The organism is Hymenobacter saemangeumensis (assembly GCF_039541835.1).
In the GTDB taxonomy this organism is placed as follows: domain Bacteria; phylum Bacteroidota; class Bacteroidia; order Cytophagales; family Hymenobacteraceae; genus Hymenobacter; species Hymenobacter saemangeumensis.
Genome location: NZ_BAABGZ010000010.1, coordinates 161,500 through 180,945, shown reverse-complemented (window position 1 = coordinate 180,945; position 19,446 = coordinate 161,500). Strand labels below are relative to the sequence as shown.

Annotated in this window: 26 protein-coding genes and 3 tRNA genes; 25 read left to right on the top strand and 4 right to left on the bottom strand. The window is 61.2% G+C overall.

Going from position 1 to position 19,446, the window contains the following annotated elements:
* Window positions 1-9: 9 nt before the first annotated feature.
* The 21 genes from ABD919_RS03560 (at window position 10) to ABD919_RS03460 (ending at window position 12,908) form a co-directional block, all read left to right on the top strand.
* Window positions 10-630, top strand: a complete 621-nt coding sequence (locus tag ABD919_RS03560) for an N-acetylmuramidase family protein (RefSeq protein WP_345233849.1) — start codon at window positions 10-12, stop codon at window positions 628-630.
* The gene (locus tag ABD919_RS03555; RefSeq protein ID WP_345233847.1) at window positions 627-920 is read left to right on the top strand and encodes a hypothetical protein; all 294 of its coding nucleotides are present in this window, start codon (window positions 627-629) and stop codon (window positions 918-920) included. The genes ABD919_RS03560 and ABD919_RS03555 overlap by 4 nt, the downstream gene beginning before the upstream one ends.
* Window positions 917-1,510, top strand: coding sequence for a hypothetical protein (locus ABD919_RS03550; RefSeq protein WP_345233845.1), 594 nt, complete (start codon window positions 917-919; stop codon window positions 1,508-1,510). Before ABD919_RS03555 ends, ABD919_RS03550 begins: the two co-directional genes overlap by 4 nt.
* Entirely contained in the window at window positions 1,507-1,746 is a 240-nt protein-coding gene (locus tag ABD919_RS03545; protein WP_345233843.1) for a hypothetical protein, read from the top strand. The genes ABD919_RS03550 and ABD919_RS03545 overlap by 4 nt, the downstream gene beginning before the upstream one ends.
* Window positions 1,733-1,960, top strand: coding sequence for a hypothetical protein (locus ABD919_RS03540; protein WP_345233841.1), 228 nt, complete (start codon window positions 1,733-1,735; stop codon window positions 1,958-1,960). The genes ABD919_RS03545 and ABD919_RS03540 overlap by 14 nt, the downstream gene beginning before the upstream one ends.
* Window positions 1,929-2,114 (top strand): hypothetical protein, encoded by a 186-nt coding sequence (locus ABD919_RS03535; protein WP_345233839.1) that lies wholly within the window; start codon window positions 1,929-1,931, stop codon window positions 2,112-2,114. Before ABD919_RS03540 ends, ABD919_RS03535 begins: the two co-directional genes overlap by 32 nt.
* Entirely contained in the window at window positions 2,114-3,316 is a 1,203-nt protein-coding gene (locus tag ABD919_RS03530) for a DUF2586 family protein (RefSeq protein WP_345233837.1), read from the top strand. The genes ABD919_RS03535 and ABD919_RS03530 overlap by 1 nt, the downstream gene beginning before the upstream one ends.
* A gap of 2 nt (window positions 3,317-3,318) precedes the next feature.
* The gene (locus tag ABD919_RS03525; RefSeq protein WP_345233835.1) at window positions 3,319-3,735 is read left to right on the top strand and encodes a hypothetical protein; all 417 of its coding nucleotides are present in this window, start codon (window positions 3,319-3,321) and stop codon (window positions 3,733-3,735) included.
* A complete protein-coding gene (locus ABD919_RS03520; protein WP_345233834.1) occupies window positions 3,726-4,037 on the top strand; it encodes a hypothetical protein in 312 nt (103 codons plus the stop codon). Before ABD919_RS03525 ends, ABD919_RS03520 begins: the two co-directional genes overlap by 10 nt.
* A 215-nt stretch (window positions 4,038-4,252) precedes the next feature.
* Window positions 4,253-6,085 (top strand): tape measure protein, encoded by a 1,833-nt coding sequence (locus ABD919_RS03515; RefSeq protein ID WP_345233832.1) that lies wholly within the window; start codon window positions 4,253-4,255, stop codon window positions 6,083-6,085.
* 2 nt (window positions 6,086-6,087) lie between these two features.
* Window positions 6,088-6,768, top strand: coding sequence for a DUF6046 domain-containing protein (locus ABD919_RS03510; protein WP_345233830.1), 681 nt, complete (start codon window positions 6,088-6,090; stop codon window positions 6,766-6,768).
* Window positions 6,768-7,736: a hypothetical protein gene (locus ABD919_RS03505; protein WP_345233828.1), complete on the top strand. Its 969-nt coding sequence runs from the start codon at window positions 6,768-6,770 to the stop codon at window positions 7,734-7,736. Before ABD919_RS03510 ends, ABD919_RS03505 begins: the two co-directional genes overlap by 1 nt.
* Complete coding sequence (locus ABD919_RS03500) at window positions 7,733-8,152, top strand: hypothetical protein (protein ID WP_345233827.1); 420 nt, start codon at window positions 7,733-7,735, stop codon at window positions 8,150-8,152. The genes ABD919_RS03505 and ABD919_RS03500 overlap by 4 nt, the downstream gene beginning before the upstream one ends.
* 2 nt (window positions 8,153-8,154) lie before the next feature.
* Window positions 8,155-8,376, top strand: a complete 222-nt coding sequence (locus ABD919_RS03495; RefSeq protein ID WP_345233825.1) for a hypothetical protein — start codon at window positions 8,155-8,157, stop codon at window positions 8,374-8,376.
* 2 nt (window positions 8,377-8,378) lie between these two features.
* Entirely contained in the window at window positions 8,379-8,687 is a 309-nt protein-coding gene (locus ABD919_RS03490; RefSeq protein WP_345233824.1) for a hypothetical protein, read from the top strand.
* Window positions 8,684-8,980, top strand: coding sequence for a hypothetical protein (locus tag ABD919_RS03485; RefSeq protein ID WP_345233822.1), 297 nt, complete (start codon window positions 8,684-8,686; stop codon window positions 8,978-8,980). Before ABD919_RS03490 ends, ABD919_RS03485 begins: the two co-directional genes overlap by 4 nt.
* Window positions 8,980-9,867, top strand: a complete 888-nt coding sequence (locus tag ABD919_RS03480; RefSeq protein ID WP_345233820.1) for a hypothetical protein — start codon at window positions 8,980-8,982, stop codon at window positions 9,865-9,867. The genes ABD919_RS03485 and ABD919_RS03480 overlap by 1 nt, the downstream gene beginning before the upstream one ends.
* A gap of 3 nt (window positions 9,868-9,870) precedes the next feature.
* Window positions 9,871-10,662: a LamG domain-containing protein gene (locus ABD919_RS03475; RefSeq protein ID WP_345233819.1), complete on the top strand. Its 792-nt coding sequence runs from the start codon at window positions 9,871-9,873 to the stop codon at window positions 10,660-10,662.
* Window positions 10,662-11,492, top strand: coding sequence for a hypothetical protein (locus tag ABD919_RS03470; RefSeq protein WP_345233817.1), 831 nt, complete (start codon window positions 10,662-10,664; stop codon window positions 11,490-11,492). The genes ABD919_RS03475 and ABD919_RS03470 overlap by 1 nt, the downstream gene beginning before the upstream one ends.
* Window positions 11,482-12,018 carry a hypothetical protein gene (locus ABD919_RS03465; protein ID WP_345233815.1) on the top strand — a complete coding sequence of 179 codons (537 nt, stop codon included), beginning with the start codon at window positions 11,482-11,484 and terminating at the stop codon, window positions 12,016-12,018. Before ABD919_RS03470 ends, ABD919_RS03465 begins: the two co-directional genes overlap by 11 nt.
* On the top strand, window positions 12,015-12,908 hold the full coding sequence (locus ABD919_RS03460) for a hypothetical protein (RefSeq protein WP_345233813.1): 894 nt from the start codon (window positions 12,015-12,017) through the stop codon (window positions 12,906-12,908). Before ABD919_RS03465 ends, ABD919_RS03460 begins: the two co-directional genes overlap by 4 nt.
* Window positions 12,909-12,964: 56 nt before the next feature.
* Here the strand turns inward: ABD919_RS03460 and ABD919_RS03455 are convergent, their stop codons facing one another.
* From ABD919_RS03455 to ABD919_RS03440, 4 genes are all read right to left on the bottom strand, one after another.
* A complete protein-coding gene (locus tag ABD919_RS03455; protein WP_345233811.1) occupies window positions 12,965-13,360 on the bottom strand; it encodes a hypothetical protein in 396 nt (131 codons plus the stop codon).
* Between the two features lie 297 nt (window positions 13,361-13,657).
* A tRNA-Arg gene (locus ABD919_RS03450) sits at window positions 13,658-13,731 on the bottom strand.
* A gap of 163 nt (window positions 13,732-13,894) precedes the next feature.
* A tRNA-Pro gene (locus ABD919_RS03445) sits at window positions 13,895-13,968 on the bottom strand.
* A gap of 73 nt (window positions 13,969-14,041) precedes the next feature.
* Window positions 14,042-14,129, bottom strand: a tRNA-Ser gene (locus tag ABD919_RS03440).
* 155 nt (window positions 14,130-14,284) lie between these two features.
* On the opposite strand from ABD919_RS03440, the gene ABD919_RS03435 reads away from it, so the two are divergent.
* The 4 genes from ABD919_RS03435 (at window position 14,285) to ABD919_RS03420 (ending at window position 19,413) form a co-directional block, all read left to right on the top strand.
* Complete coding sequence (locus ABD919_RS03435) at window positions 14,285-15,268, top strand: VWA domain-containing protein (protein WP_345233809.1); 984 nt, start codon at window positions 14,285-14,287, stop codon at window positions 15,266-15,268.
* A complete protein-coding gene (locus ABD919_RS03430; RefSeq protein ID WP_345233807.1) occupies window positions 15,265-16,260 on the top strand; it encodes a hypothetical protein in 996 nt (331 codons plus the stop codon). The genes ABD919_RS03435 and ABD919_RS03430 overlap by 4 nt, the downstream gene beginning before the upstream one ends.
* A gap of 211 nt (window positions 16,261-16,471) precedes the next feature.
* A complete protein-coding gene (locus ABD919_RS03425) occupies window positions 16,472-17,653 on the top strand; it encodes an acetyl-CoA C-acyltransferase (RefSeq protein ID WP_345233805.1) in 1,182 nt (393 codons plus the stop codon).
* A 311-nt stretch (window positions 17,654-17,964) separates the two neighbouring features.
* Window positions 17,965-19,413 (top strand): toxin-antitoxin system YwqK family antitoxin, encoded by a 1,449-nt coding sequence (locus ABD919_RS03420; protein WP_345233803.1) that lies wholly within the window; start codon window positions 17,965-17,967, stop codon window positions 19,411-19,413.
* Window positions 19,414-19,446 lie beyond the last annotated feature (33 nt).

Here is a 19,446-nt window from a genome sequence, read left to right as displayed (position 1 = left end):
TTCTGCACCATGCAACGCCTCACCCCCGCTCAGATTGACGCCACTTCCCTGGCTGCCGGCTTTGAGCCGCGGGCGGTTCGGGCCGTGCTGCAGGTAGAATGCGGCGGTACCGGCTACGCGCCCAACGGCTGGCTGCTGATTCAGTTTGAACCCTCGTGGTTCCGCCGGCAGCTGCCGCCCGTCATCACGGCCCGCATTAAGCAGGCCGTTGCCGCTGAGGCCGCTAAAAAGGAGCTGACCGAGGCCGAGGTGGCGCTGCTCAAGGACTGGCGCACCACCCAGGCCAATGGTGTCGAGGGCCAGTTGCGGGAGCGCATGGCCTTTGATGCCGCCTGCCGCATCGACAAGCGGGCTGCGCTGCTGAGCACGTCCTGGGGCCTGCCCCAGATGATGGGCTTCAACCACCGGGCCTGTGGCTTCGCCACGGTTGAGGACATGGTCGAGGCTTTCCGCCAGTCGGAGGCCAACCAGCTCGCCGGCATGCTGCGCTTCATCAAGTCAAAACCCGCCTTGGCCGCGGCACTCAAAGCCAAAGACTGGGGTGTCCTGGCCTACCACTACAACGGCCCGGCCTACAAGCAATTCAACTACGACCGGCGCCTGGCGACGGCTTATTCTACCTTATCGTGAGTGTGCAATCCAATACAGCAGAATGGGTGAAGTGGGTAGCCGGGGTGGCGCTGGCCTTTTCCAGCGCCGCCTTTGGCTATGCCCTCAACACCGAACACCGCCTCACGAGCGCCGAAACCGACCTAGCCCGGCACTTGGTGGACTCGAAGGAATCGAAAGCGGCTATTACCCACCGCCTCGATTCACAAGACCAGAACCAGAAAGAGGTACTGCAGGCGCTTAACGACGTGAAAGTGGACATGGCCGCCATTCGGGGTGCCCTGGGCATACCCAAAGCATCGAACAAATGAAAGCACTCCTCACCGTTCTGCTCTTTCTGGCCTGCGCGGGGTGCTCACTGCTCCGGCCCAATCCCGAGCGCCAGCTGGGCCGCTTGCTGACCAAGTTTCCGGAGCTCAACACCCGCGACACCGTTACCGTGCACGACACGGTAACGGTGGAGCAGGTGAAGGTCGAAACCCGCTACGTGGCCATGCCCAACCCGGTGCGTGAGCGGCGCGACTCCCTGCACCTCGACTCGCTGCTGGCCAAGCTCAGCGCTTCGCTCGACTCCGCTCAACGCAAGGCTGCCCAGGGCAGCATTCATCGCCTGGTACGGCAGCGCCCCTACTTCCCAGATACGCTGTGCTTCGACACGCTGGGGGTACACGGCCGCATCTGGCAGCGGGGCAATGTCTACCACATCAAGCTTACCCGCGACGCCATTACCACGCCCGTAGCAGCTAAAACCGTGGTGACACGGATTAAGCCCTGCAACTGTAACCCGGTTTTTGGATGGCGGCAGCCCGCCACCTGGCCCCGCTGGGTGTACCTGGTGCTGGGAGCTGTCGCCAGGTCGCTGCTCACTGTTTCGCTCATCCGCTTAGCCCGTCAGGTATGAAAACGCTCCTCACCCGCTTTTTCGCGCCAACCCCTGCCTTCTGGGTGCGGGTGCGCAACCTCACGGTAGCCGTAGCGGCGGTGGCCGAATTCGTGCTGCACTACGAGGCGACGCCCGAGCAGTGGCTGCCCCTGCTGAAGACCGTGGCCACTATCGCCGCTACTGTGGCTTTTGTGGCCCAACTGACTTGCAAAGATTCTCCCACTTCACCCCTCCCCGAACATGCCCAGAGGTAAGAAAAAGGCCGCCGAAGGCGCCGAAACTCCCGATTATTCCGCTCACTTCGAAGCCAACCCCGGCGTGAACACGCTGCTGGTGACCAGTGACGGCCAAGTATTCACCGAGGCCAATGCGCAGTGGGCCAAATCCCACGCCAAAGGCCTTGAAGACCGCACCATCACCGAGGTGCACAACGACGATGCCGAAGGCGAAGAAGAAGACGCCGAGTAAAGCCGACCACGCCCGGGCCTGCGCTGCCATGCGGGCCCTGGGCGTGGCCACGCTTTACGGCAACGGGGACGGGCACTACTTCCGCACCTCGGCTGCAGCCGCCCAGCACAACGGCGGCGACACTAAAACGCTCATCACTTATTCCCTCGACTAATGGCACTGCCTGACGTTCGCATTGTAAGAGGCCGTGGGGGCCTCGGCCGCCAGCGCCCGACCGAAGACGGCGTATCCGGCTTCATCACCCAGGGCGTGGCCGTCGTGGGTGGCCTGCAGCTCAACACCAGCTACGAGCTCCGCTCACTGGCCCAGCTCGAGGCCCTGCTCGTAGATGCCGACTACGATACCACCAACAGCGCCGACCTGTACTACCAGGTGTCGGAGTTTTACCGCGCCAACCCCGGCGCGGTGCTCTGGCTGCGCGTGGTGGCCCGCACCGTCACCCTGGCCACCATCGCCGATAAAGCGGAGAACCACGCCAAGCGGCTGCTGCTCGACGCCGGCGGCAAGATTAAGCAGCTGGCCATGTCGCTCGACTCGGCCAATGCCTATGTACCGGTGGCAGTCGACGGCCTCGACGGCGACGTGGTGGCCGCCATCACCAAGGCCCAGGCCCTGGCCGTGGAAGAATTCGAGCAACACCGCCCGGTTGTTATCCTGCTGGCCGGCCACAGCATGAGCACCACGCTGGCCGACGTGCTCGACCTGCGCGGGGAGGCCGCCGATTACGTGGCCGTCGTGGTGGGCACCGACCACCTGACCCGTCCCGCCGTACCGGCCATCGGCTGCGCCCTGGGCACGCTCAGCCGCGCCGGCGTGCACGAGAATATCGGCTGGCTCGATAAGTTCAACCTGGCCAGCGACGGCCGCTTCCTGAAAGCGGGCCTGTCCAATGGCAAGCACCTGGGGGAGCTGGTCGCCGGCGACCTGGAAGGCCTGCACGCCAAAGGCTTCATTTTTGCCCTGCAGCACACCGGATTCGATGGGTTTTTCTGGAACGACTCGCACACGGCCTGCCCGCTGGATAGCGACTACGCCTACCTGGAAAACGTGCGGGCCAGCAATAAAGCGGCCCGCATCGTGCGGCAAACGCTGCTGCCCAACCTGAAGGGCCCGCTGCCGCTCAACGCCGATGGTACGCTGCAAACCCAGACGGTGGGCGACTTCGAAGCCAAGAGCAAAACGGCGTTGGAGGCCAACATGACCCGCAACGGGGAAATCTCGGCCTGCGACGTGTACGTCGACCCCACGCAAGACGTGCTTGCCACCAGCCGCGTGGACGTGAAATACACCATCGTGCCGGTCGGTACGGCCCGCGAAATCGTGGGCACTATCGGCTTCGCCAAATCCCTCAACTAACCATGGTACCACTCATTAACGGCGTGGCCTATTCCTGGGCCGACATCAACGCCCACCTGCTGGGGCGCACGGTTTTCGGCATCACCGCCATCTCCTACGAGGACATGCAGGAGATGACCGACAACAAAGGCGCCGGCATTTTCCCGGTGAGCCGGGGCTACGGGGCCAACGAATGCAAGGCCAGCATCACGCTCGAGGCCAAAGAGTCCGAGCGCCTGGTGGATGCCACTCCTTCGGGCCGCCTGCAGGACATTCCCCCGTTCCCCATCACCGTGAGCTACGTGAACACGGCCAACAAGGCCGTCACCCACAAGCTCATGAATGCCCAGTTCAAAGGCAACAAGCGCGACGTGAAGTCGGGCGACACGAGCATCGAGGTAGAACACGAACTTATCATTTCCCACATCGAATGGAAGTAGTAGACAAAGAAGCCGCCGACCTGAAAAAGCAGCACGGCGAGATTCAAACCCTTATCCTGCGCAACAAAGCCGGCGACGTGGTGGCCACCTGCTACCTGAAGCAGCCCAATCGCGTGGTAGTGGCCCGCGCCATGTCGCTGCTGGCCCAGCACAAGCCCCTGGAAGCCGGTGAGTTTATTCTGGAAAACTGCCACGTCGGCGGTAGCCAGGAAGTGCTCAGCGACGAGCGACTGAAAATGTCGGCGTCCATGCAGGCCGTGCAGCTGGTGGAGCTGCTCGACGGGGAGCTGGTAAAAAACTAACGCCCCTGCCCGTCGACGAACGGGACGGCCGCGACGGCATCCGGAAGGCAGACGCGCTCATCAGCCACTACCTGCACATTCCGCACCCAGAGCAGCTCGACACCCAGACGTGGCAGGACAAAGCGGGGCAAGCCGACTGGCTGCACCGGAACCTCAACAAAACCAAATAGCAACAGGAGCGGCCGCCCGGCGGCTCCTGTTGTGTTTTCCGCAACATGGCCAACCTGCTTTCCTACACCCTGGCGCTGAAAGACTTTTTCACCGCTCCGCTGCGCAAGGCGGGCGTGGTGGGGGAATCGTCGTTGGCAAAGGTGACCCGGCAGGCCCAGAAGGCCCAGAGCGCCGCCGGCGCCATGGGCAACACCATTTCGGCCGCCAACGCCAAAATTGTCAGTTCCACCACCAAGGCCACGGCCAGCCTGACCTCGCTGGAGATTAAGCTCAACACGCTGAAGCAAGCCCGTAGCGTGGCCCTTAACCTCAACGACATTGCCCGGGCCAACCGGGCCATTGACGAGGTGGAGCGGAAAATACAGAAGCTCGAGAACCACGGCCGCCGCGGTACCGGCGGTGGCATGGGCCTCGGCCTCGTGGGAGGCCTGGCCCTGGGTGCCGGCGTCGCCGGCGTGATGGGGGGCCTGCAGGACACGGCCCAGATTCAGGGCATGCAGCGTTCGATTGCCTTTGCCTCCGGTGGCGGGGAAAAGGGCGCGCAGGCCAATGCGTTTGTTGAATCGGCTACTGACCGCCTCGGCCTCGATGCGGTCGCAGCCACCGATGGGTACCGCACCCTGGCCGGTGCCATGATGGGCACCAAGCTGCAGGGCGAAGCCACCCAGAAGATTTTCGAGCAGGTAGCCACGGCCACCACCGTAATGGGCGTCGACGCCGAAGCCCAGAAAGGGGCTTTCCTGGCGCTGGGGCAGATGATGAGCAAAGGCAAAGTGTCGGCCGAAGAATTGAATGGCCAGCTCGGGGAACGCATCCCTGGGGCTATGGGCATTGCAGCTAAAGCCATGGGTATGGCACCAGCTGCACTGATGGACCTGATGAAAGAGGGCAAAGTGCTCAGCGAGGACTTCCTGCCCAAGTTTGCCGCTGAGTTGCAAAACCGCTTCGGGCCCGGCCTGCAGGCCGCCCTCAACGGCATTCAACCCAAGCTCAATGCTTTCAACAACGAATGGCTGCGCACCAAGACCGCTGTTATTACTGTTGCCTTACCTGCCATTATGTGGGTGATGGGAGCTATTCGAGAGCTTATGGGCCTCGTACAGCGGGCAACAGCATTTGTGAGGGAACACAGCACGGCATTTCAAGTCTTGGGGGGCGTTATCTTAACGATAGGTGCTGGCATTTTGGCTTACAACGCTTACGTCGCGATAGCGGCTTTCAGAACTACTGCATGGACAGCCGCCACGGCGCTGTATGAAACCGTTGCCATTGCTGCTGCTACTGCAACAGGCGGCTGGGCTACCGCTATGGCCATCCTCAATGCCGTGATGGAGGCCAATCCCATTGGCCTTATCATCGGCGCCATTGCCGCCCTGGTTGCTGGCGTTGTGTATTGCTGGAACACCTTCGAAGGTTTCCGAGGGTTCCTATATGCCTTTGCCTTTGGGGTCAAAGAACTCTTTTTTGGGCTTGGGAATGTTATCGCCGGCGCCTTTACCATGGACCCCGCTCAGATTTCGCGCGGGGTGCAGCAGCTCAGCAACATTGCCAACAAAAGCCGAGAGGGATACATCCGAGGGGTAACCGACTTTCATAAAGGCAAGGCGACCCCCGACCAGCAGCAGGCGCCGGCACCTAGTGGCACCCCGCCTCCCACCGCACCAACGGTGGGCCTGAGCGGCAGCAAGGGCGGCAAAAGCGGCGGGGCTGCCGGCGGCGGGGGTATCACGCACATCACCATCAACGTGCACCAGCTGGGCCAGACCACTATCCACACCACCAACATCAGCGAAGGCATTGGCCAGATGAAAGACAACCTGCGCCAGGCGCTGCTTTCGGTGCTCAACGATGCCAACGCCATGACCACTGCCCACTAGCCATGCAGTACAACATCAACACCCGCGCCCTACTGGCCGAAGCCTTCGGGTATTCGTCGGTGATGCGCTACGTGCTGCCCGAGGAGCCCGAGCCGGAGGAAGCCAGCAAAGACCTTTACGGCAAGCCCCTGCCGCCAAATAAAGAAGGCACGGGCCTGCTCGGCCTGCCCGTGTTTACGCGGGTGACCTTTCCGGGCAATGCCTTCCGGAATGCCGTGGTGCTCGATGAGCCCCTGGTGGAAGTAAGCCAGGATAAGAACATCGTCACCACCGAGGTGCAGGGCCGCAACGGTACCGTCAAGGAGTACATCAGCGACGGCGACTACTCCATCACCATCAAAGGCATCCTGGCTTCCGACCCGTTCGACGGCCGCTACAGCCGGCGCTATCCGGAGCGCGAAGTGCAGGCCCTGCGCCAGCTCATCGCCTTGCCGGAGGCGTTGCCTGTTACTGGCCGGCTGTTCCGCATGCTCGGCATCCGGAGCCTGGTCATCAAGGGGCATAGCTGGCCCACGCTGCCCGGCTTCACCAACCTGCAGGCCTACGAGCTGCGCTGCCTCAGCGACGAACCCATCGAGCTGGGCGCCGGCCTGGGCGTCGACCGCCTCACACCGCGCCTGGTGCGCACGCCCGCACAGCCGACTATCAATACCACGCCTCCTACGACCCTGCCCACTGCCTAATGCTGCGGCTTACTTGTCATATTACCCTCGGGGCCTACGAGCTGAATTTCGTCAACGAGGTGACGATTGAAAGCTCGTGGAAAGACCTGACCGACACCTGCACGGTGCGCCTGCCGCGCAAGGTGCTGGTGAACGGGCGGCAGCTGCTGCCCGATGTGGTAAAGGTGGGTGACCGGGTCGTGGTGCGCTACGGCTACGATGGCCAGCTGCGCACCGAGTTCAGCGGCTATGTGGTAGGCGTCAAAACCGGCCCGCCGGTGGAGATTCAGTGCGAAGACGACATGTACCTGCTCAAGCGCAAGCCGATGACCAAGAGCTGGCGGTCGGTGACGTTGCAGGCACTGCTCGAGTACGTGCGGGCCCAGCACGGCTTGTCGTTTCCCATTCAGGTGTTGGGGGCCACTAACCTGGGCAAATTCACCATTGACCAAGCCACCGGGGCCCAGGTCTTCGACGCGCTGCGCAAAGACTACGGCATCCGCTGCTTTTTCCGTGAAGGGATGCTCGTAGCCGGCGACCCCTACAAAGCCCGGGCAACGGCCCCGAAGCACCGCGTGGTGATGCAGGGCAACGTGGTGAGCCACGATTTGCAGTACGTGCGGGCCCAGGACGTGCGCATCAAGGTGCGGGCCATTAGCCACATCGAGGGCGCCAAAAAAGGCCGCAAGCGCATCGTGAAGGAATTTGGCGACATCCTCGACGGGGAACTGCGCACGCTCAACTTCGTGGGTGTGCCCGAGTCAGAGCTGGTGGCGCGGGGCAAAGCCGAATTGGCCCGCTTGCGTTTCGACGGCTACCGGGGCACGGTGACGACGTTCGGCATTCCATTGGTGGAGCACGGCGACGTGGTGACCATCATCGACGGCAGCTACCCCGAGCGGGACGGCGACTTCGCCGTCGACAAGGTGAGCAAATCCTTTGGCACCGGCGGCAGCCGGCGCACCATCACCTTAGGCCCGAAAGCATGAGCAGCGAGATTAACGACATCATCGGGCGCATGACGGGGCAGAAGGCCCTCATCCTGCCAGGCGAGGTGCTCGCCGTAGATGCCGACGCCGGCACCTGCGACGTGCGCCCCGACAACGGCGACGCCGACCTACTCGACGTGGCCCTGCTCAATGGGGTGTACCCAGCGGAAGGTGCGCAGGTACTGGTGGGACTCATTGAAAACCGACGCACCGACACTTTTCTAGTAGCAGCCGATAAGATTACGCACTACCAGCTGGCCACCGAAAACGAGAGCCTGCACACGTTGCTGAAAGACATCGTGGCTGAAGTACGCGGGCTGAAGTTCAGCACCAACGCCGGCCCCACCATTGCCCTGCTCACTGACCCCAATTGGCTGGCCCTTAACGACCGCATCGACAACCTGCTTCTCCCCTAACGATGGCCCTGAACACCACCCGAGCCGAAACCGCCGTGCTGGCCCTGTTGGATGACATGGCCAGCCGCACCGACAACCCCGCCCAAGCCCGGCGCGACTTCGCCCGGCAGCTGGTGGCCACGGTGGCCGACCTCATCCGCAGCGGTACCGTGACCGGTACCGTGGCTACCACCGGCACCGCCGCCGCGCAGACCGGTACCATCACCAGCGCTACTATTTCCTGACCATGTTCGCGACCGACCTACTTCTTGATGATGACTACGACTTGGTGCTCACACCCGGCGGCGACGTGGCGACGGGCGAGTCCGATGACCAGCACATTGCCTTGCTGTTGCTCACCAACCAAGGCGACTGGCGGGCCGACCCGCTTGTGGGCATTGGCCTGCGCCGGCATCAGAGCGGCCCGCTGGGCCCGACCGAGCAGGCTGCCTTTAACCGCGAATTGGCGGTGCAGCTGCAGCGCGACGGCTACCAGGTGAAGGAAGCCACCATTGACGACAACGCCCACCTTTTTATTGACGCCGCCCGCCCATGAAAACCGTGATTTCAGCCGGCCAGAGCCTGGTCGACGTGGCCCTGCAGGAGCTAGGCACCGTCGAAGCGCTGTTCGACCTGGCCGATGCCGCCGGCCTGGGCATCACCGACGTCCTGAGCGCCGGCCAATCCTTGGAGGTGCCAGCCAGCCCCGCCGCCCTGGCCGATGTCGCGGCCTACTTCGCCGACCGCAGCCAGCGCATCAACACCGCCAGCGAGCCGGCTCCTGTGCCAGCCCCGGCGCTGAGCAATGACTTTGACCACAACGACTTCACCCCAACTGACTTTTACTAATGGGCGCCTTAGCTGAAACTCTTACCGACTTATTGCCCCTGAAGATTCGCTCGAATGGGGACGCGCCCGGCCTCACCACGGCCCAGGACCTGCGCGAATACGAAACGGCTGTTATCGAATCGATATACCAGCTGGAAAAACTCACGCGGGGCAGCCGGCTGTTTGCCTCTGAGCTATATGGGGCCACGCCTACGCCGGCCGATGCCGAGTTAGGAGACGTGTACATCGATACCGCAGCGGGCACGGTCTGGCTGTTTGATGATGGCGAGTGGGTGACACGTGGCAACCTCCGGCCGGCCGATGGCAGCAAGATTCTCGGGGGCACGCTGGCCCCCGACAATGCCCTGGGCAAGGTCGGCGACTGGTACTTCCGCTACAACATTGCCGCGTTTGAGAAGACCACGGGGGGCTGGGTGAGCCGCTTCCCGCTGGGGGCTGCCGCAGCATTGCCTGACCAAACCGGTCAAAATGGGAAGGCGCTGTTCTCCGATGGGGGTTCCGCTTATTGGGCCTCGGTACCGGCCGGCTACTCCGACAACCAGGCCAAGGATGCAGCTGCTTCGTTGTTTACCGGCGCCCTGGTGAGCACCAACCTGCTGGGCTCTTATAATGGAGGTACGCGGGTGCTCACCTTTAACGTGAAGCCGGCGAGCCTGACCACGGCCGAAATCGCGCCTACCTCCCTGGCTCCTGGGCAATTCCCTGCCTCAGAGCAAGCCAAGCTCACCACGGCAGCCAACTGGACCAGCGGCGTGTACAGCGGCATTGGGCCGCAGGCGCTGAGCGGCGTGGAAGAAGGAATGTTTTACGCCAGCGGCGGCTACGCTTTCCGGGCTACTGGCACCAATGCGGCCGTGTGCTGGAAACTCACCTCTTTTGGCTCTTAAGTCATGCCCAAATTCGTCACCTCCAACGGGAAGCTGCTCACGGCCACCAATGCGGGCAGTGCGTTGTATTTCTCGTCTAACCCAAATTCCGGGGTTATTCCGCCCGCCTCAAACATCTACCAGAATCCAAACCAGATAACGGTGGAATGTTGGGCGTTTCCGCAACAGATTGCCAGCGCAGGACTGACCATGGCGTTGTTTTTCACCAGCCGACTGGCCAGCAATTACCAGTGGTATTGGCGGCTAGACCCATTTGGTGCTGCTGCCAATAAGAACAGCAAAATGGTGCTGACACATTACGGCACCGGGCTACCCTATACTGGCAACGCAGTCATACCTTCCGATGCCTGGGTACACCTGGCCTTCACGTTCAACAAAGACCTGCCTTCTGGCCAGCTGCGGTTTTATGTAAACGGGCAGATTGATGCCATTTTTAACACCGGGAACGTGGCCAGCACAACCATAACGGGTGGGCTGCCCAATATCGGATGGGGCTACTTGGATAGCAACGGGGCGCATCGGTTCCGGGGCTTGCTCGATACGTGCCGCATCTGGAACTACGCACGCTCCGCGGCGCAGATTGCCAGTGCCTACCTCACGCGCCTGGTGCCGCTGGAAAGTGGGCTGATTGCCGATTATGGTTTTGATTCCACGGGCACCACGGCGTTTGACCGCAGCAGCCAGGTCAATAATGCGGCAATCGGTGGCAGTGGCTCGGGCCTTACCAGCATGGCCCGGCAAGGCAGCACCATTCCCTACACCGACAATACCACCGGCTCTTTAATCATCATCTAATGGCCCGTTCCATCGCTACCATTCAGGCTGCCATTGCCGCCGACCGCGCCACCCGCCCCGAACTGGCGGGCCTCACCAGCCCCAGCGCCACGGCGATTTACCGCCTCATAGAATACCTGGTTGCTGTGTCCCAATGGGTACAGGAAACGCTATGGGACCGTTTCAAAGCGGACGTGGATGCCACCATAGCCCGTGCGCCAGCCGGCACGGCCGCCTGGTATGCCGACCAAGCGCTGCTGTTCCAGCTCAATGACCCGCTGGTGATTCTGCCGACTGGCAAACCCGGCTACGCGGCCGGCACCACCGGGGAACGGGTAGTAACACGGGCCACGGCCAAGGAAAACGGCAGCACGGGCCGGCTGTTTATCAAAGTGGCCAAAGCCGGCCCAAGGCCGGGCACCTTGGCCCCGCTGGACCAACTGACCGAGCTGGTGCAGCTGCGGGGCTACTTCGACCGCATCAAGTTCGCCGGTACGCGGCTGGAGGTGCGCAGCCGCCAAGCCGACCGGCTGCGGGTGGCCGCGAAGGTGTATTACGACCCCCTGCTGCCCCGCGCCACTGTGCAGGCTGCTGTGGTGGCCGCTATTGAAAACTACCTGGCTAAGCTGGAATTCGATGGCTTGGTGTACGTGGCCAAGCTCCAAGATGCCATTCAGGCCGTGCCCGGCGTGCGCGATGTGCAGATGCTTACGGTAACCGCCGTGACGGGCGCCAGCACCGCCGTGCCCGTGGTGCGGGTGTACGAAACCGAAGCCGGCTACATCGTGCCCGACCCTACCCCCGGCAACACCTTAGCGGACACCCTCACCTTCTTGCCGCATGGACAATAACATTGACTTTCTCCGGCTGGCCACCCAACTGCTGCCGCCCCTGCTGCGCAAGCCCAAGCTGCGGGCGTGGGTGGGCAGCCTGCTCAGCCCCCTGCGCCAACAGCACGCCGCCTTCTTGCTCTATGCTGCCCAGGCACGCCGCGAACTGAGCTACAACAGCCAGACAATGGCGTATGAGAAGGCGTTAAACGACCGTTTTGACCCCAACGGCCAACGCATCTGGATTGAAAACAGCGACCGGGAACTGAAGCCGTTGTATCTCAATTTCACGGCAGAAAACCAAGAAGCGAAGCCCGTGTACAGCCGGGCCGAATGCCCGCCCTGGCAGTACATCTACAGCCAAGCCGACTTTAACAGCCAGCTGGATTTCATCGTGCGGGTGCCCCCGGTGCTTTTGCCCAGCAACAATCCGCCTGCAGCTGCGGAACTAACCGCCCAACTCCACGCCCGCATTCAGCGCTTCCGCTTAGCCGGCAAACGCTACGCTGTTCGATTTAGCAACACACCACGTCCCACTTACCCATGATACAGTTAGAATTTGCCACCGGGGGCCGGCCCCTGACCAACGACGATTTGCAGGCCCTGCAGGATGAGCAGCGCATTGCCGCTTCCGCCAGCTTTCAGGGCCGTGGCCCCTTCATTGTCTCTGGCTGCCAGGTGAGCGGCCCCAACGGCGGTCCCTACAGCGTCAGCGCCGGCATCGTGTTTTTAGATGGCGAGTTCGTGCGCTTCTACGGTGCCAGCAACGTGAGCTTGCCCGCCCAGTTTCAACGCGGGGCGCTGGTGGTGCTGGATGACCGGCCTTATGAGAGCGGCAACACGCTGCCCTGCCTGCAGGAACGCGCCGCTGAGCTGGCAGCTCCCAACCCCGCCTACGGGGGCGGGGAATTTCTAGCCCTGAACACTTGGGGCGGCAAGCGCTGGGACGATGTGGTACGGGGCATGGCCCGCAGCCTGGGCGAAGTGCAGCAGCTGGCAGCCCCCGGCTATGTAGCCGCCAACTACGATGCCACCGGCCTGGGCAAGCCCGGCACCGAAGCCTGGGGCTGGGGCCTGTGCAACGGCCAAAACGGCCGGGCTGACCTGCGGGGCATGTTTGTGGCGGGTTTAGACCCTGCCCGTGCTGACTACGATGCAGTGGGAGATACAGGCGGCTTTGAGACCGTGCCGCTGGTCATTGGCGAATTGCCACCGCATAGGCACCGCATGACACCTTATAAGGTTACAAGGGAGGGCGAAAGCGGCAGCAACAATTACAGCATCCTTGTATCCGGCAATAACGGAGCCAGCAATAACCTTGCCCATCCCAATGCCGGAAACGACAATTTCACGGAGGATACAGGCGGGGGGCAGCCGCACGAAAACCGGCCACCGTTTTATGTGCTGGCCTTCCGGCAATGGATTGGCCTCAGTTAGCATCTTCACACCACATCTATAAAGCCCAGCCTACTCAGACTGGGCTTTTTTTATAATTATTGGTTAGGGTTCTTATACCGATTAGTACCAAAAGGATCATCCTGGTACTCTAAATGGCCATTAGGCTGAATAGTACACTGAGCTATTACTCGTTGCCGAATAGCTTCCCCACCATACATATTACCGTTAGCCGGCACTTCAAAAGTCGTAGTATCAAGAAAGTGAACTACAAGTGTTCCATCGCTTGGGCGTAACTCCGCAGCCAATGCGACTGCGTCGCGAACTTTTCGCCAACTTTCCTCATCTTGGGCATTGAATCCTGGCGCACCGTAATACACGTCAGCACGCATCCCTTCGTTTTTACGGGCCAACTCGGTGAAACCTTCAGGCAATGCCTCAGAACATGCAATAACGGAGAAAGCTACCCCTAGAATGGTGACAAGCTTTTTCATTATAAATTTTTATGAAATGTGGATAGCGGCAAATGTAATGTTGCAATCTTATCTTTTATTGCAGCATGCGTTTACTCTGCGAAACCCTGCATTCCGTGTTCACCGACCAGCACGGTTACCCAGCCCCGCTCTGGGGTCTATTTAGGCTCTACCTGGTGGCCTGCGCGGCAAGCTTCCTCGCCTTCCTTGTGACGCTGCCTTTTCGGCATTTGTAGGTTAATATCAAAGCCAGTTTTACCAATGTTTTACCGGGCTCACAAAAAAACGCCGCCAGCGCATTGCCAGCGGCGTTTCTAGCACCCCGTAAGGGATTCGAACCCCTGACCGTCCGCTTAGAAGGCGGATGCTCTATCCAACTGAGCTAACGAGGCAGTAAACAGCATTTGCCGTTTTTCAAATCTGGAAGCCGGCTTAAGCAAAAAAGTGCTTCTACGGTGATAGAAGCACTTTAAAACAGACTGTTTAGATAAAAGCCAGTGGCTGCAAAGGCGCTGGCTTTCTCTTAAACAAGCTACCGGGATAATAGCTTCAACGTCGGGGTGGCAGGATTCGAACCTACGACCTCCTGCTCCCAAAGCAGGCGCGATACCGGGCTACGCTACACCCCGAAAATAATTATGAATTATAAATTATGAGTTATAATGGTCATAACTCATAATTTATAATTCATAATTTTCCTTGCGGAGAGAGGGGGATTCGAACCCCCGGTAGCCTTTAGAGCTACGGCAGTTTAGCAAACTACTGGTTTCAGCCACTCACCCATCTCTCCTGACAGGTTTCGCTTCCGTCCGAAGCGGGTGCAAATATACGGGCAGTTCTGAAAAACCCATACCTCGGCGCAAAAAATTATCTTTGACCCGGTTTTTTTCAGACTCAGACGAACCGGCCGCCTGGGTGCTGCTGTGCTCTTATTTAATATTCCTTGTGTTGAACTGGGCTTATCCTGATTTTGCAATTGTAGGCCTGATGCTGGTAATCAGCCTGGTGCTCTTGCTGCTGTATAGCCGGCGGAGCGGGCGAATAGCTCGGGCCCTGGGCCGGCGGGCTACTGCCCTGGGCTGGAAGCTGCCCCTGCGCCTGCTGAGCACGGCGGGGCTGTTGCTGGCCTTGCTTGGGCCCTCGCTGGGAGTCAGCCCGCAGCAGGTGCGTACCATGGGCAAGGATGTATGGTTGTTGGTCGACGTTTCGCGTTCCATGGATGCCACGGATGTGGCACCCTCCCGGCTGTTGCGCGCACAGTATGAGCTGCGCCAGCTGGCAGCCCGGTTTCCGGCCGACCGGCTGGGATTGATTGTCTTTAGCGGGGATGCCGTAGTGCAGTGCCCGCTTACCCACGACCAGGAAGCGCTGCAGGTTTTTATTGGCACGCTGCACACCGGCTTGCTGCCAGCCGCCGCTACTACCCTGCGGGCCCCGCTGGACCTGGTACTGGAAAAACTAATGCAGCAGGTGACGCCTGGCACCCCAACGAATGCTCCCCGAACTACGGCAGCCGTGGTGCTTAGCGATGGGGAAGACTTTGGCGAAAACCTTGAAGCATCGCTTCATGCGCTGGCCCGCACAGGCACCCGCGTCTATACTGTGGGGGTCGGTACGGCGGCCGGCTCAAAAATTCCTGCTTCCAACGGCCGCTTTGTGCGCGATGGCCGCGGGCAGACTGTCGTAAGTCAGCTCCAGGAAGCTCCGCTGCTGCAGCTGGCGGCCCAGACTGGCGGGCAGTACGTGGAGCTGAACGACCAGCACAACGGCATGGGCACGCTGGCCTCCACGCTGCGCAACCTGCAGGCCCCTACTGAACAAACCCGCACCATTGCGGTGGCCGACAACCGTTACCGCTGGCCCTTGGCGGCGGCCCTGATGCTGCTTGCTATCGACGTGGTATTGACCATAACGGTAATACGGCCATGAAGAACCTCCTACTGCTGGGCCTGCTGGCCGTGGCGCCCGTGCTAGGGTTTCTTACCCGTGTAAGCAAACGAAATGAAGCCGTGCAAGCTGGGCGCCGCGCCTACTTAAGAGGGGAAGCCAACCTGGCCGCCCAGGCCTTCGCGCGTGCCGACGTTAACGGGGCCGGCCGGCCAGCAGACCCTTACCTGGTTCTGAACCTGGCCCATGCCCAGGCCCGGGCAGGCCAGCTTGCTGCCGCCCAGCGCAGCTATGAGCGCCTGCTGACTGCTCCAGCACCGGTAGGCAGCGTGGCCCGGCAGCAGCTGGCCGTGCTGCAGGCCCGGCAAGGGCAGCTGGCACAGGCCCTGGGCTTGCTTCGCCAAGCCCTGCTGCTGGACCCTAATAACCAGGGGGCACGCTACAACTATGAGGTGTTGAGTGACTACCTCAACCAACGCCAGGACACGCCTGCCATCCCGCCACCGGCCGCCGGCTCCGATGGCAAGAAGCAGAAGGCCCCGAAGGAGCAGCCCCAGGAAAAGAAGGCAGGTAGCAAAGAAGGAACCGACCGCCCCGAAGACGTAAACAAACCCAACCCTGGTTCTGGTAGCCCGGAAACGCCACCGGAAAGCCGGCCCGACCCCGGCGGCCAGCCAGACCAGCAGCCGGCCGGCGGGGCTGGTAGCAACAGCCTGCCCTCGCCTGAGCCGGGCAGCGGGGCCCCGCAGCCGGTGGCCAGCGGCAGCGGGCCAGGCGCCCGCCGGGGGCTGGACCGCAGCGGCGCGGCTGGCTCTCCCGCACCGGGTGGCAGCAGCCGCGGAGCGGGCACAGAAGCCGCGGCGCCCGAAGACCTGCGGATGCAAACGCAGCGCGAGCGGCTGAAAGCCATGAACCTGAGCCCGGCCCAGGCACGTCAGCTGCTGGAGGCTTTGCGCATGCAGGAGCAGCAGTACCTGCAGCAGCTGAAGCGCCCGGCCCCTGGCAAGCCTGACCCTGGCAAGCCCAGCTGGTAAGCGCTGGCAGAGAATGCGGCATTCCTTCTTTCGGGCCGGAGCCCTGAACGTCGGAATGTCAATTCTGAAAATGCTGCACAGCAGGTGCACCGGAGCATTGCTGAGCAGTACCGGAGCCGGGTTTGCTTGCATGCGGCCCTCCCCTACTTAATGAGTACTTTTGAGCCGGATAACCCAAACTCCCACCCAACACTTTTTTCCATTCATTTCTATGCAAACCAAAGAAGTTGTCATTGTCTCTGCTGTGCGCACCCCAATTGGCTCGTTTGGCGGCGCCCTGGCCTCACTCTCGGCCACGGAGCTGGGCGCCATTGCCTTAAAGGGAGCCCTGGAGAAAGCCGGCGTAGCACCCTCCGAAGTTGAGCAGGTGATTATGGGCAACGTGATTTCGGCAAACCTGGGCCAGGCCCCGGCCCGGCAGGCGGCCAAGAAAGCCGGCCTGCCCGACACCGTGGAATGCACCACGGTAAATAAAGTATGTGCCTCCGGAACCAAGGCCATTATGTTTGCGGCTCAGGCCATTATGCTGGGGCAGTCGGAAGTAGTGCTGGCCGGTGGCATGGAGAGCATGAGCAACGTGCCCTACTACCTCGACAAGGCCCGCTTTGGTGCCAAGTACGGACACAGCCAAATGATTGACGGCCTGATGAAGGACGGTCTGTGGGACCCCTACAACGACTACGCCATGGGCAACGCGGCCGATGCTACCGCCAAGCACTACAACATCACCCGCGAAGAGCAGGACGCCTTCGCCATTGAGAGCTACACCCGCAGCGCCAATGCTGCTAAAGCCGGGAAGAAAACCGAGGAAATCATCCCGGTAACTATTGAAAGCCGCGGCAAGACCACCGTGGTGAGCGACGACGAAGAGTACCTGAAAGTTGACTTCGCCAAAGTACCGGGCCTGCGGGCCGCCTTCACCAAAGAAGGCACCGTGACGGCAGCCAACGCCTCGACGCTGAACGACGGTGCGGCGGCCGTGCTGCTGATGAGCCGGGAGAAGGCCGAAGCCCTGGGGGTGAAGCCCATCGGCCGCATCCTGGGCTTTGCCGATGCTGAGCAGGCCCCGGAGTGGTTTACCACCTCGCCCTCGCTGGCCATCCCAAAGGCGCTGAAAAATGCCGGCAAAACCGCGGAGGACGTAGACTTCTACGAAATCAACGAGGCTTTCTCGGTGGTAAGCCTGGCCAACAACAAGCTCCTGAACCTGGAAGGCACCAAGGTAAACGTGTACGGTGGGGCCGTGAGCCTGGGCCACCCCCTGGGTGCTTCCGGAGCTCGCATCGTTACCACGCTCATGAGCGTGCTGCGCAACGAAGGCGGCAAGATTGGTGTCACCGGCATCTGTAACGGCGGCGGCGGGGCCAGCTCCATTGTAGTCGAAGCCCTGTAATCACTGATTGCCGTTGATTAGGCTGATTTCACTGATGTTCCGTGGTGCAGCTGAAGTTGACTGTTGCTGTCATTTGAGCGACTAAGGGCTGACGTTGCGGCAGACTATTTGAGTAAGCAAAGCCACTTCTTACCGGAGTGGCTTTGCTTTTTTATCATTGCTCGGCACGGCGTCTAGCCCTATAGCCCATTCAGCCCACTGCTCTTTATTTTGAGTTAGCGTTGTGTGGTAAACGAAATGCAGGGCGAATGCCGTTACCCTGTTACATTTTAATCAACGAAATCAGATTAATCAGCGGTAATCAGCGATTCATGAAGTATCTGTTGCCTTTCTTTCTGCTCCTTGCCTCAGCTGCCCACGGGCAGAAGCTCAAGCGCTTTGTGAGCTACTTTGACTCGACCAAAACCCAGAAGCGGGAGGTTTATACCGCCCTGGTGGCGGGCGACACCATTCCCCAGGGCACCTACAAGCGGTTTTACCGCAATGGCAAGCTCGAGCAGCAAACCAGCTTCAACCAGGGACGCCGCGACTCGGCCTATGTGGAGTTTCACCCCACTGGGGAGCGTCGCCTCGAAACGACCTACCGCGCCGGCATCCGGCAGGGACCGTTCAAAACATACTATCCCACGGGCAAAGTAGCCCAGGAAGGCATGTTTGACGACGACGAGCCCAGCGGGGAGCTGACGTATTACCATCCCAGCGGGGAAATCAAGCTGCGCACCACCCTGACGCGGGGACAGCCCAACGGCCCCCTGAAGTCCTTGTACCCGGATGGCCGTACCCAGGCCGAAATCATCTACATCGAAGGCAAGCCCAATGGGCCGGTGCGCTTTTTCTACCCCGATGGGCAGCTGCAAAGCGAGGGCACTTTTATCCGCGGCCTGCTGGCCGGCCCCTATAAAACCTACTACCCCAACGGGCAGCTGGAAACCGAAGTGCTGGCCGACAAAACCGGCAAGGGCCAGTACCGCAGCTACTATCCCAGCGGCAAGCTGCAGACCGAGGGCACCTATGCCCCGGCCCCACTGGTGCAGCGCCCGGTGAAAAACCCCCTGGGCGACGACCTGACCAAGCGCGTGGCGCCCCCCACCGGCACGGCCTCCCTCGACGGCCCGGCCACGAGCTACTACGAAACCGGGCAGGTGAAAACCCGCATCACCTACCGCATGGGCACGCCCACGGGCAAGGGCGTGGAGTACTACCTGAACGGCAACGTCCGGGAAGAAACCGACTACGCGAATGCGGGCAAGGACCGTAAAATCACGCGCTACTACGATGCGCCCGGCAAGCCCAGGGAGGCCGAAGAGCAGTACAAGAACAACCGCCCCACGGGTACCTGGCGGGAGTTTTATGCCGATGGCAAGTCCCCCCGCAAAACCGAAACATACGGCCCCATTGGCCGCCTGCTGGGCGACCGGATTCAGTACTACGAGAACGGGCAGATGCAGAGCCGCCAGCCTTATGTGAACGGCCTGCTGATTGGCGTGGGCCAGGAATTCTACAGCTCCGGCAAGCTGCGCAAGGAAACAACCTACGTGCACAACCTGCTGTCGGGCCCCTTCAAGGAGCTGCGCGAGGATGGTACCCTGGCCGTGAGCGGACAGTACAAGAACGGCAAGCAGAACGGGGTGTGGACGTATTTCAAGGAAGATGGGCAAACGGCCGAGCGCAGCGTGACTTACAGCAACGGCCGCCTGCTGCCCGCTGGGGGCAGCCCCAAGACGCAGAAGCCGGCCAAGGCGCCGATAAAGAAAAAATAAGGCGGTGAGGGTGCAACGGAAGGGGTAGCGAAC